A 13,265-nucleotide genomic window follows, 5' to 3' on the forward strand; every position below is an offset into this window, starting at 1 on the left:
TCATTACTCCTTCGACTGGAAATATGATGGTTTTGGAAATTTTATCTTCAATAAGGTTCTAAAAATTGGATGTTGAATAATCAATTCACCTTTATTTAATCTTGTCATCATAGATTTAAAAGTATCTGAGATGAAATTATAGTCCTTCTTGGCAACCTCAATTGAGTTTGTTCTCCCGAAAACATGCGTTCCGCTATTTCCGGTAATTCTAGAGTGAACTGCACTTTTAAATTGCTGTGCTGAGAATAGTATAATTCCCATAGACCTCCCTCGCTCAGCAATTTCAAGTAACAAATTCAAAATTGGTGTTGACTTCGTAGCTGCTGGAGCATATTTATTTAATTCATCAACAAAAATAATTATTTTTGAAGGTACTGGCTCATCAGAATCTCTTCCTTCGTTTTTCAATTGATAAACTGCATCAACAATATCCCCAAAAACAAGGCATTGAAGTTGTTCCTCTAAAGCTGCAATATCCACTACAAATACATCACCAGATTTAATATTTTGAATCTCCTCAGAAAGAAAACAGTGCCCATGTTTGGGGTCGGTTGACTTCGAGTTTTGAAACAGAGAATTACCTAGGTAAGGTTTTATACTCGAATTTAAAAGTCTCTTAAATCTTCTCCAAGAGTTAATAGTAATTTCTTTATCTTTTCCCGAACTAGCTTGGGTATACTCGCTAACCTTATCTAAAAATTTTTTCCAATCAGGTACATTAAATTCACTGTCTTCGGAAATTTTTACTAATATTGAATCCAATGTTTGATTGGTATCTTCGACATTGCTGAATAATAATTCTATTTTGTCTCTATGCTCTTTATAGGTATAAACATAATTAGCGGCTTTTCCCGATTCGTGTTGCTGTTTTAAAATATTTGATGGAAGATGTGTCCTACTATAACTCCTGTCAGGATTTTTATCAAAAGGATAAAAAAATTTGACATTATCAAAAGGTTTAAATTCTAATCCACACTTCTCCCAATCTTCACGACCATCAGTATCTTCTGCGCTTTCATTGATTCTTAATAAATCACGACCCTTAACATTTAAAATTATTATTGCTGTATCCTTTTGTTTTTGTTGTATTGCTTGCAATAAAAACATAGCGTATGATGTTTTCGTTGCTAGACCTGAAATACCTGAAATATTTAAATGTGCTCCTTCTGGACCGATCAAAAAATCTGCATCGAAACATACTGGTACAGAAGTATTATTGGACATACTAATAAAGCCTGCTGGAATCTCTTGCTTAACATTGTCCAACCCCAAAGCAATTTTAATTTCATCAGCATTTGCGAATTGAACACTATTTCCATCTCGTACTGGCATATATATTTCTTTATTATTTGATAACACCTGCGCTGTTGCGTATGTAACACCTAATCTTTCAGTAATTGGTTCAGCATCTGTATCACCAAAATCGTAAGATACAAAGTTACCCATATGCCCCGGACTATCTGTAATGTAAGTTAAGTCTCTAATCAATGCATAAGTATGGGAATTTTTAAGATGAGGTACTTTAATTATGTCAAAGGTATCAACAATTTGATCGTTATCAAGCCAAAAGTGAAACTCATCTGTTGTAGATTTATGCTTTTCCGAAATTGAAACTCTTCCAATCCTCATATGTGGGTATCTCCTTTAAAAAACGTTTAAAAAATGGTAGTCACTTTTGAACGAGCTCTTTAGAAATTTCTCAGTAAGATAAATTGGATACAAATGCGAAGCCCAACGTGAATCACTACCATAACAAGTGGGTAGTCGCTCATTTATTAGACTCATTGAAATGTTGTCAATTAATCCGGTGTCAATACCATCTAAATGCTCATTTTCACTCTTTAATGCAACCTTTTCTACTTTAATAATACCATCCATAGGACTCCTCATATATTCCCTATGCCTTATTCTAAGATACCAAGCCCCAATAGTTAATTGATTTGTTTCTATTTTAAAAACAGGGGTTCTTTCCCCAAATTCAAGTGTTGACAATATAGTACCTATTTCTTGATCTCTTCGCTTTAATAATTCTTTCAGGTTAGAATTAAAGGATTTGGCGACACCTACTACATGTCTAAATGTTTCCTCTATCAACTTCGGCTTATTTATAAATTCAAGTGAACCATCTAAAATTATCATAGAATCAGTATCTAATACTCTTTCTCGATGCATTTCATTTATTATTTGTAATTCCATCCCTTGCATTTCAGAGTTTATTTTCGCTACAGATTGGTCTGCAAGATTTCCATTTGTTTTTTTAAACTCATGATTTATTGTTCTTAACTTGATACCTTTTAAACTTATCCGTTCAATATTATTCTTTAGTTCCTCTAATGTTAATTCATTAATACTATCTGGTAGTACCATTAAATTTTGTTGAAATTGCAAGTGTCTTTTCAGACGTTTACCATCTCTAACACAACATGCAGCCCCAATTTGTCCTGCTACAATTGGTAGATAGCTATCATCCACTAAAACGTCTGCAATTTTGTACGTTCGTCTCGAACCATCTAAAAAAAATTTAAACAATGATTTTGAATACTGAGGATTTATAACCGTTTTTTTACCTTTTGTCGGGTGAGTTTCTAAGAAAAACTTTGGGTCATATATTTTTTTTTGCTCATCTACAGAAAGATGCACATAGTCATCCAAAGGAATACTATCTTGTCTAAAACATTTTAGTCCTTTTTCCTCTAATAAATCCAAAAATCTCTTCATTATTACACCTACCTGAAAAGATATTTCGATACGGTAATGCGAGGATCTTCGACAGATGCATTTCTTTCTCCTTCATAAGTCTTACTAATATGGTAATAATCCTACTGAGTAATTAAATTATTTTTAACAAAACTGTGAGAAAAGCTCTAGGCCCTTGTACTTTAGAGGATATCCTATAGTTTTCACTCATAGTAGATAATACTTCAATACTCAAGATATATCCCATCAAGGTCCCTCGATGCTAGTAGTTATGGTCGGCCCCTGTTAGCTCGCCATCATTTGTCAGTACAGCTTAACAAGAAAATCTTATGTTTTTGCATATAAATATTTTCACGACTTGGTTCCTTCTTCTTTCCTTCGGAAACTTCAAGAGGATCTCCCCCTATTTCCATCTTTTTACACTACCGAATCTTCAAACATCTTTTTTATACATACTCTGTTTAGTTACTTCTACTTAATCGACCGAATAATTTCTTATACTACCTAGGAAAAGTTTCTGAGAAACAATATTCGTATTAGGGCATTTGTTTGTCATGTCACAACTTTACCAACTACAATTAGGCTACCCCCTGTCAAACATATTTTTTTCGATAAAAAGAGGCTGTCCCAAAAGTCATCATAAATGACTGAGGGACGGCCCTCTTTTCATTCAGGTAAACAAAAAGAAACCGCTCTTTGTTAAAATGGAAGTACCACCCACCATTTACAAAAAGGAGTCGGTTTCTTTGTACATTCAATATACCATGAATCAACTCTGCTTACCAATGGATTTAGAAGAAGACATTCCCGAAAATCACCTCGTTCGTGTGGTCAATGCCGCCGTCAATCGTCTCGACGACGCCATCTTCGATGCGGCTTACCCCGGTGGCGGACGAGACAGCTATCACCCCAAGATGCTCACCAAAATTATCATTTACGCCTACACGCAGCGTATCTATTCCTCTCGCCAAATTGCCAAGGCCGTCCGTGAAAACATCATGTTTATGTGGATCGCAGGCAGGCAGCGCCCAGACTTTCGTACCATCAACCGTTTTCGCTCAGAGCGCATGAAAACCGTTCTGGAGACCGTCTTTACCGCGGTGCTTCAATTTCTGGTTGAGGAGAACTACGTGCAGCTGGAGCACTACTTTGTGGACGGCACCAAGATCGAAGCCAATGCCAATCGGTATACGTTTGTTTGGGGAAAGGCTGTCGTGAAGCAGAAAGCCAAGCTTCAGGAGAAAGTCCAAACCTTGTTCGCCGCTATTGAGGAAGCCGAGAAGCATGATGAAAGAACACACGAGGGCAAGGATCTTCGTGAATTAGGCGAGTCTTCTACCATCACCAGCGAAAAGCTAGAGTATGCTGTGAAACAATTGGAAGAACGTCTGCAGCAGACGCCGAAAGACAAGCCACTAAAGAAGGCAGTTCGCACAATCCGCAAGGATCTGCTTCCTCGCCTCCATAAGTATGAGGCGCATGAATCGATTTTAGGCAAGCGAAACAGCTACAGCAAAACGGACCATGATGCTACGTTTATGAGGATGAAAGAGGACCACATGGGAAATGGCCAGCTCAAGCCGGGTTACAACGTTCAGATCGGTACCGAAAATCAATTCATTCTCGGCTACAGTGTCCACCAGCGGCCAACTGATACACGCTGCCTCATCCCTCATCTGGAGAAAATAAAATCACAGTTCGGCAAGCTGCCAAACACCGTCATTGCTGATGCGGGCTATGGCGGTGAGGAGAATTATGACTACTTGGAGCAGAATGAAGTCGAAGCCATCGTCAAATACAGCACGTACCACCACGAAAAAAGTAAGGCATGGCAAAAGGACATCAGCAAGATGGACAACTGGACCTACAACAGCGAACAGGATACGTGGACATGTGCGGCGGGTCAAACGCTCCATTTCCGCCGGATGAGTAGGGAGAAAACGGAAAGTGGGTATGAAATCGAATACCGACATTACCGAAGTGCCGGTTGTGAGGGGTGCCAGCTAAAGCCGCAGTGTACGAAAGCCCAAGGAGATCGTGAGATCAAAGTCAGCATGAAGTATTTGCGGTTAAAGAACCAAGCAAGGCAAAAACTCCGCAGCGAAGAAGGCTATGCCCTGGCCGTGAGACGCATGATCGAGCCGGAGCCCGTATTTGGCGATATGAAGAACAACCGAGGCTTTAAAAGGTTCCTGCTTCGAGGCTTACCAAAAGTAAGTCTGGAGGTCGGGTGGCTTTCCCTTGCCCACAATCTGCTCAAGAAAGCAGCGGTAGACGCTAAAAACCAAGGAGCTAAGCGAGAACAGGCCGCTTAGCTCCTTGGTTTCTTACAAACTCATCTAATTTTTGCTGATGGGGGTGTTCCAGAGTTTACTTTTGAGACACCCTCCCAGGTTGCAGACAAACTCCCTCGCTGAACGAACAGCAGAGGGAGTTTGTTTAATAATTTGATGAAAATACCGAAGGTGTTTTGATCGTTCACCTTTTGGCGACCTGATTTCCATAGCCAGGTCGCCATTTTTTTCAAGTTCATGGCAGCGAAAACAAGCATCGCCTGCATCGTGACCTTCTCCAGTCCTCGTAAGGTCGTCCAACGCATGCCATGCTTTTCCTTCATATCAGCGAATACACGTTCAATCGTTTCTTTCCGTTTGCTATAGATTTGTTTGTTTTCCTCGGTATGCCGGAGGTGGTCTACCTCTTCGAGGTAATCAGCCCAGATGTGGCGACTCACTCTCTTTGTGTAGTCTTTACTTTCCGTGCATTGTTTCAAGAACGGACAACTTCGGCAAACTTGAGAATTTGATCGATAGATACGGTACCCATCCTTGTGTCAATATCGATTTAATTTTCCCCAAAACTATCGGTTGAAAATTCCCCATTTTTGTCGCTACTGGTTGTTTACTTCAGCAGGCTCCGGTCGAAAGAAACCTGCTTTTTTCTTTTCCTTAATGCGATAACTTTCCCCTTTGATATTGATCGTACTGGAATGGTGAAGCAGTCGGTCCAAAATCGCAGTGGCCAAAATGGTATCTCCGAAAATCTCTCCCCAGGCTCCGTACGATTTGTTTGAAGTCAAGATCAATGAACCTTTTTCATATCGTTCAGATACAATCTGAAAAAAGAAGTGAGCAGCAGTTTCGTCCATTTTGCGGTAACCAATTTCATCGATGATCAACAAGTCTGGTTTGGTGAGCGCCCGCATTTTTTGGGCAATCGTGCGATTGCCATGGGCCGTCTGAAGCGACTGTACCAGATCGTGGGCAGTGATAAAATAAACCGTATAGCGTTGCTTGATTGCTTCCAAACCAAGCGCTACGGCCAAATGAGTTTTACCGACACCGGGTGGCCCCAAGAAGATGAGGTTTTCCTGATGCTCAATAAAACCTAGAGTCGCCAAATCACGGATACGTCTTTCATCAATGGAAGGTTGGAAAGAGAAATCAAATTCGTCTAGTGTTTTTTTGAACGGAAGCCGTGCTAATCGAGTTCTTGTATGCAAAAATCGTTCGTATTTAGCCGCTAATTCCTCCTGCAGAAGCTTGTCCAAAAACTCCAAATACGATATGTTGTGTTTGGATGCTTCTTCGGCGTGATCGTGGAGGATCTCGGGGATGCGTATCCATCCAAAATGACGGGACGCTTCCAACAGGCGTTCTTGCAAGATCATTGCAGCGTCACCTCTTCTTCCGCCAGTTCTTCATACGCCGTAAGAGAGCGTTCCAACACTTCGGGTGTTGAATTCGCCATATAACGAGGTGTAGGTTGGGGAACCGGTTTGCTCGTAGATGTGCGAATTCCTTCGAAGTGTTTTTTTATGCTTACGGTCTGATGACGCCCCCACTGTTTGGAGTGTTCAGCGATTAGATGGCCATTGCAATAAAATCGCAAGACTCCATTTTTCTCATCTTGAATTTCTACTACTCGACCGATGTGCTCCCATGGAACAGAGTAACGATTGGCTTCAAAAGAAACATAAGCATCACTCATCACCTTCCGGTAATGCCGGTCCACAACAGCAAAAGGCACGTGGTTCAAAGGTTGGAGGTCTTCTACTTTCCATCGTTCATTCGGCATTTGATGGGTGGTTCCGTGAAGGCGACAATTTGCAACGGTGTCCAGCCAATAGCGTACTTGTTGATTGAGATCTTGTAGCCCGGTAAAAGTGCCGATGCGAGGCCAAAAGTTCTTTCTGAGATAACCCACCCCATTCTCCACTTTTCCCTTCGTTCGAGCCCGATAGGGCTTGCAGCTCAGCAGCTTGCACCCATAGTGGCTGGCAAAGCGGGCGAAACGCTCGTTCCAGATCACCCTACCATTGTCATCTCGACCAGAAACAACTGTTTTCATGTTGTCGTACAAACAACTTTGAGGGACACCCCCAAAGTACTGCCAAGCCCGAAGATGACATCCGATGAGAGTTTCCAGCTTTTCGTCCTCGGTAAATTCTACATACATCATGCGTGAATAACCCAGCACCATGACGAAAGCGTAAAGACGCTTTTGTTTTCCGTTGACATTTGCTCGAAAATGTCCCCAGTCTACTTGCGCTTGTTGTCCAGGTTTCGTTTCGTATCGTACGGTTACTTTTGAACGAAAGTGGGGACGCAGCGGCTTCATGAAGTCTCGTAAGATGGTGTCCTTTCCGGTATAGCCACGGGCTTTTATTTCTTCGAAGATGATGCGGGCATTTTGACAGCCCTCCGCCATACGAGTACGGATGAAATCCTTAAAAGGATCCAACTTGCTGGGACGTGGTTTGCGAGTAGGAAAGCTCTCTGGCGTATCTTTCAGGAGCCATTTTCGAATCGTTTTTCGATCCCGTCCCATCTCTTCAGCAATTTGGGTAATACTCATACCTTTCAGACGCATTTCTTTGATCACAAAAAACTCCCCATTTTTCACCATATTTACTCTCCTCCCGGAGAGTATGTCGGCTTTTTCTGGGGAATTTTAAACCGCTGATATTGGGGATTTTACAACCGATTTTGACACTTGTTTGTTGTCTCATATGTTAAGATTTGCTCGTTCGGGCAGATGTAGCAGTCGAAATATTCATCATACACATATTCGTGCTTTTTAAAAAAACCTTCTTTGGTGCGTGGTCTTGTGTAGGGCATAACGGGGCGAATCTGGTCATCAAGGAGTGTTTTACTGATGTAAGGCGTCTTGTATCCCGAGTCCACTGCCACAGCTTGAGGCTGTGCAAACGTCTTTCGCACTTGATTCAAAACATCCTCAAAAACCTGACTGTCATGCACATTGCCTGGCGTTACCTTGGCACCAAGCACAAATCCATTTCGATCACATGCTGTATGAAAACTATAAGCAAATACACGTTCCTTTTCCCCTTTTACAAACAATCCGCAATCCGGGTCAGTTGTGCTGACTTTCACCTCCTTCTTCGAAGTTTCTGTCTTTTTTTCAAGGGGCTTCTTTCCATGTGCAATACGATCCTGATTGATTTCTTCGTCCAGCAGCTCTTGATATTTCTTCGCTTGTTCTTCAACGATTTCTTTCATGTTTTTGGCAAGTAAGAAATGTAGCAAATGGCAATTAAAAATGTACCACTTGCCAACCCCTAAATTATTTACCGTGTAATAGCGATTCTTTGTATCGATGGCTTTCGCCATTGAAGACGATCAAATGAGAGTGATGAATCAAGCGATCAATAACTGCCTCTGTTAAAATTGGATCACCAAATATATGATTCCATTGGCCAAACTGTAGATTGGTCGTGATAATAATACTTTTTCTTTCGTAGCACATGGAGATAATCTGAAATAGCAGTTCTGCACCTTGTTTATGCAGAGGAATATACCCCAGTTCGTCGAGTATTAACAGATCTAGCTTCTCAATATGGTTAAAGAATCGGCTCAACGAGCCAGTCTCGTGAGCGTCTAGCAGCCGATTGACTAATCCAGCGACAGTAAAGAACTTTATCTTTTTCCCTTGCTGCTGAATGGCATTTAAGCCAATCAGAGTGGATAAGTACGTTTTCCCCGTTCCCACACCGCCATAAAAGATCAGATTTTCTTTCTCCTCTATAAATCCACCATGAAGGATATGATCCTGCGTGAGACCTTGTCCCATCTGAATATGACCCCATTCAAATGGCTTTCCTGTTATTCTTGGCAAGGAAGATTGTTTAAAGAGCAGATTGATTTTCCGTACTTCTCGTTGTTGTATCTCGTTTTCTAGTATTTTGAGTAAGTACTCTTCATTTGTAGTAGCTTCAACCTCATGGAAATGTTGCCGAACCCAACTCAACTTGAGACGCTTTGAATATTCTTTTATCAATGCATCCACTAGTGATGACCTCCCGTTCCCTTAAAAAATTCATTGTAATGGGCTAATCCTCTAGTGGCTGTTGGAACGGCAGGAACAAAACCTTTCGGTTGGATGGTATCCCTTTGTCCACGGCCATTCATGAGTTGATAATAGATCTGCTTAATAGAATCAACGGCTGGGTGACCATTCTCAGAGGCAAGCTGCAAAGCTTGCGTGGGTATTTTCATATCATCGTTTTTTAAAATGACGGATAGTAGCTGGAGAGCTTCTTGCTTCTCTGGGACCGTGCAATTCGAGAGATAGACTTGCCATTCGATTGGCAATTGTTCATAAAAACTTGTGTATTTAATAGCAGTTGGCCGTTTTGCCATCAATATCAAATATGGCTGCCAAATCACTGATTTTGGCTCTTTGCCATACAGCCTGGGATGCTGTACGATCAGCTCATATTCTTCAGTTAAAATATCGACTCGGTCAAATGAGATCTTTGCCAAAACCATACATTTGGCAAAACGGGGAGACGTTGAGTAGAGTTTATTTTCGACTCGGATATATCCGTATTTATCCGCTTTTACTCGTTCATATCGGATACAATCAAACTCTTTGGCAGGTAATTGAAGAAGGTGTTCCTTGTCTGCCAAATATAGTTCGGAAAGCATGGTTTCTTTCACATAATGAGGTCTCTCCCGATCTTTCTCGGCTTTTTTCCAAAGGGTTTCGTTTAGCTGATCAAGATTGTGTATCTGCAACTCAGGAAGCAGGAAGTTGTTGCGAACGTACTTGACCATCGCCTCTACGTGCCCTTTTTCATTGCCACTACCGGGATTGCAAAACTCGTATTCAAAGTCATAATGAAAAACGAAGTTTTGAAATTCCTCCGTCAGTTCACGCTGACCATTTGGCATGATCTTTTTCACCGCTGGTGATAAATTATCAAATCGAATGACCTTTGGAACTCCACCTATATAGTGAAAGATACGCTTTAATCCCTCCAGAAAGCATTCTCGATTCTGAGACTGGAAAACTTGAAAGTAGAACGTGTTGCTATAAGGAAACGAGAGAACGAGGAATGGCAAGGTAACACTTTCTCCCTGATATTTGAATGGTGCTTCTCCAAAATCAACTTGAGCTGATCCAGGTCTCGTTTCCAATGGCAATGCCGCAGCATCACTTGTCTCCGCTAACTGGTGCTTACGTTGGGAAACATATTGTCTGACAGAGCGAGATGATCCTGTAAATTGGTATTCCTCCACTAATTGCGTGAACAAGCGTTGTGCTGTTCTTCGGAACTTCTTTTTCTTGTTCAAGTCCTCTTTGATCCATTGATCAAGAATAGGTTTAACGGGCTCCATGACTCTAGCTTTTCGAATTTGCTTGGGCTTTTCTTGTAGATTGAAATCATCCATTTCTGCATACTTCTGAACCGTCCTTGAATCACGATTCATTTGTTTGGCAATCTTGCTATAAGCTCGCCCTTTTTTGTTTGCCTCATGCCTGATATAATTAATTTCTGCCACTGCTAACATCTCCTAACTTTATACCTCCCGTCGTCTGTAATGCCCAACAGGAGTGTATTTTGATAAGGGGATGTTGGCAAGTGGTTTTTTAATTTATGCAGCCCCTACGGGTCTGCATAAATTAACTGCCATAACCTACATTTTTAGTCTGCCATAAACATTCTTTCACGTATTTATGCTTATTCGCACTGGCTTTTACATGCGTAGCATCAATGAAAAGCACATCAGGCTTCACGAATCCATGATGAACCGCCTCCTCCAATATTCGAAGGAAGATCGACTCGAAGAGTTGAGTATCCCGAAAACGGCGAACATAGTTCTTGCCTAGGGTCGTGAAATGGGGAATGGGCTGACTGAAATCATAGCCAATAAACCACCGATAGGCAACATTGGTTTCGATCTCTTTAATCGTTTGTCGCATGGAACGAATTCCAAAAATATATTGGATGAAAGCAATTTTAACTAAGACTACAGGGTCAACACTGGGTCTGCCATTGTCATGACAGTAAAGGCTTTCCACCAAGTCATAGATGAACGAAAAGTCGATTGCATTTTCAATTTTTCTTACGAGATGATCTTCTGGCACCAACTCATCTAGCGAGAATGCAGATATCTGATAACGCCCTTCGGCCTCTTGCTTATTAAGCATAATGCCACCTCTAAAAAATAACTTTTGAAAACGTAACATGTTCTATATTCAACAAAAAAGCCTGCAGACCCTGTTCCTTACGGAACTTTGTCTACAGGCTGAAGTGCTTCCGAAGGAAGCACTCTAAAAATTTATTCCTCTTGCCAGGTATCTGAAGCTCCAAACTCACCCACAAGTATCTCCTCGTTATCAACTTCCAAAATTCTAGCTATGGATTGATATTCACTATAAACTTTGCGAAATGTTTTTGATACACGAGAGTCTGCGTAAATATTAACGGACTGACCATTCACTTTTGTATTAATACGTTGCATAAAACTTTCAACTCGGACATAATCACTTATATCAATTTTACATTCCCCATGTTTGTTGATTAAGTCTTGTTTCAACATATCAAAAAACGGGAACAATTTTCCGTTCAAGTGTTGTAGGTCAAATCCCTTACTTTTGATGTAATCTTGATACTGCTCGTACACCTTTGTTGAGGGAACCGGGGTAAAAAGCATAGGTATAACTGAACCAACGCGTTCACTAGCATATAAGGCTGTATCATAAATCTCTTCTAAATCTTCGCCTGGTAATCCAAACATAACAAATGCATTCACATTTTGCTTCCTGGTGTCAAAACCTACTTCTTCTAGAGCAGCAAGAAGAGACTCGAACCGCTGGAGATTGCTATTCCATGAACGGTTCCATCGTGCGTTCGTTTCTTTTTTTATCGTTTCAAGAGGTAAGTAAATCTTCTCAAATCCTGCTAATTTCATTAAATACACTATCTCGGGAACCCCTACTAGATATAATCCTAACGAACTTTCATGCTCGTTCTCGTATACAATTTCATGTTTACCGTTGTCCTTGTGAACTTTTCTTAAGATAACCTCTTCTTCTCCACCAACTCTTAATTTGATGTACTCCTCAGGGTTACTGTTGTCAATAACTTCCACAGCTCCTTGAGTAAGATCTTCCTCAAAAGTTATATATGATCGCTTTTGAGTTAATTTTGGATTCTTAAAGCTCTCATATATCCCCTCAATATTTGGTTGTTCTAGAGGCGCGTCCGTATCAACAGACAACGTAGCTAGTATTTGCTTATTCGACTTTAACTTTAACAAAAACCGCTTACGGTCACTTAAAGCAACTCCAATCTCAATCCCTTCAGGTGCAAATATCTTAATTCCATATAATGACTTATCACTAAGAACAGCTTTCAAAATACGTTTGAACTCTTTCATTTTCATAAGTAAATTGTCCTCGTAAAAACAAAAAACGCGAGTACCCTGAACAAACTTTTCTTTGATCTCCCTGATAACGTCGTCAAAATCACGATTACGTACTTTTGTCCCATCATTAAGGACGTTTGAGGCACAATACGAACATATATGCGGACATCCACGTGAAGTTGTCAAGATAGTATAGGGAGGACGCTCATCTTCCTCATATAAATCCGTTGCCAATGATAGATTAGATGCCTCAGGGATCTCATTATAGACAATGAGATGCTGCGCCATTTGTTTTTCATCAGTAAGGTTAACCTGATCACCCTTTATAACAAGTGGCTGAATCCCGAGTTTAACCCTGGCATGTTCTGGTGCAAGCGTAGGATAGATACCACCCACACGAATTTTGGCTTGTGGGAAGACTTCTAAAGCAAGTTGAACAACATCACGGGTGCTTTCCCACCAATAGGTCATGATGGAAGTCACCCAAAACTCAATTGCTTCGTACTCTTTAAACTTGATTTCTTCTTTATATTCGTATAGCTGTCTTTCCAATGTTCCTATAGGACAACCAAATACATACTTCCACTTCTCATTTGGCTTTAGTTTGTAACTTAGTCTATCTGGTTCAAACTCCTGATTAGTTCCTAATACCACTACACTTTTTTTTTGCTTACGTACTGCATCGAAGCTTTCAAATTCGGCGACATTGTCTATAAGCCCACTTTCTTTCCCATAAGGATTCAAGCAATCAAAAAGTTTAAGGTCATATATTTGACTATCTCTTAACCATGTTGCAATTTTCAATAAACCATGAGGCATACTCCATCTAGCCCAGTATTGAGTATCATAAATTGGAGGGTTCACCAATATAGCGAGTTTTTTTCGTTCCAT

General features: G+C 40.7%; 8 protein-coding genes and 3 pseudogenes. 1 reads left to right on the forward strand and 10 read right to left on the reverse strand.

The window, feature by feature from the left end; genetic code table 11:
* Positions 1-3: 3 nt before the first annotated feature.
* Positions 4-1,629: an ATP-binding protein gene (locus NST96_RS18930; protein WP_342404307.1), complete on the reverse strand. Its 1,626-nt coding sequence runs from the start codon at positions 1,627-1,629 to the stop codon at positions 4-6.
* 15 nt (positions 1,630-1,644) lie between these two features.
* Positions 1,645-2,718: a hypothetical protein gene (locus tag NST96_RS18935; RefSeq protein WP_342404308.1), complete on the reverse strand. Its 1,074-nt coding sequence runs from the start codon at positions 2,716-2,718 to the stop codon at positions 1,645-1,647.
* 725 nt (positions 2,719-3,443) lie between these two features.
* Between NST96_RS18935 and NST96_RS18940 the strand changes: the two genes are divergently transcribed.
* Entirely contained in the window at positions 3,444-5,012 is a 1,569-nt protein-coding gene (locus NST96_RS18940) for an IS1182 family transposase (RefSeq protein ID WP_172920515.1), read from the forward strand.
* A gap of 20 nt (positions 5,013-5,032) precedes the next feature.
* Here NST96_RS18940 and NST96_RS18945 read toward each other — a convergent pair.
* The 8 genes and pseudogenes from NST96_RS18945 to NST96_RS18980 all read right to left on the reverse strand — a co-directional run.
* A pseudogene (locus NST96_RS18945) lies at positions 5,033-5,530 on the reverse strand (transposase); the annotation flags it as partial.
* Between the two features lie 57 nt (positions 5,531-5,587).
* Complete coding sequence (istB, locus tag NST96_RS18950; RefSeq protein ID WP_003386482.1) at positions 5,588-6,367, reverse strand: IS21-like element helper ATPase IstB; 780 nt, start codon at positions 6,365-6,367, stop codon at positions 5,588-5,590.
* Entirely contained in the window at positions 6,364-7,605 is a 1,242-nt protein-coding gene (gene istA / locus NST96_RS18955; RefSeq protein ID WP_311067719.1) for an IS21 family transposase, read from the reverse strand. Before istA (NST96_RS18955) ends, istB (NST96_RS18950) begins: the two co-directional genes overlap by 4 nt.
* A gap of 86 nt (positions 7,606-7,691) precedes the next feature.
* Positions 7,692-8,216 (reverse strand): annotated as a pseudogene (locus tag NST96_RS18960) (transposase); the annotation flags it as partial.
* Between the two features lie 67 nt (positions 8,217-8,283).
* Entirely contained in the window at positions 8,284-9,006 is a 723-nt protein-coding gene (istB, locus tag NST96_RS18965; RefSeq protein WP_122915621.1) for an IS21-like element helper ATPase IstB, read from the reverse strand.
* Complete coding sequence (istA, locus tag NST96_RS18970; RefSeq protein ID WP_024985313.1) at positions 9,006-10,514, reverse strand: IS21 family transposase; 1,509 nt, start codon at positions 10,512-10,514, stop codon at positions 9,006-9,008. The genes istB (NST96_RS18965) and istA (NST96_RS18970) overlap by 1 nt, the downstream gene beginning before the upstream one ends.
* 145 nt (positions 10,515-10,659) lie before the next feature.
* Positions 10,660-11,154: pseudogene (locus NST96_RS18975) on the reverse strand (transposase); the annotation flags it as partial.
* A gap of 131 nt (positions 11,155-11,285) precedes the next feature.
* Complete coding sequence (locus NST96_RS18980; RefSeq protein WP_342404309.1) at positions 11,286-13,265, reverse strand: radical SAM protein; 1,980 nt, start codon at positions 13,263-13,265, stop codon at positions 11,286-11,288.

This window comes from Brevibacillus sp. FSL K6-2834, from assembly GCF_038592925.1.
Lineage (GTDB): Bacteria > Bacillota > Bacilli > Brevibacillales > Brevibacillaceae > Brevibacillus > Brevibacillus borstelensis.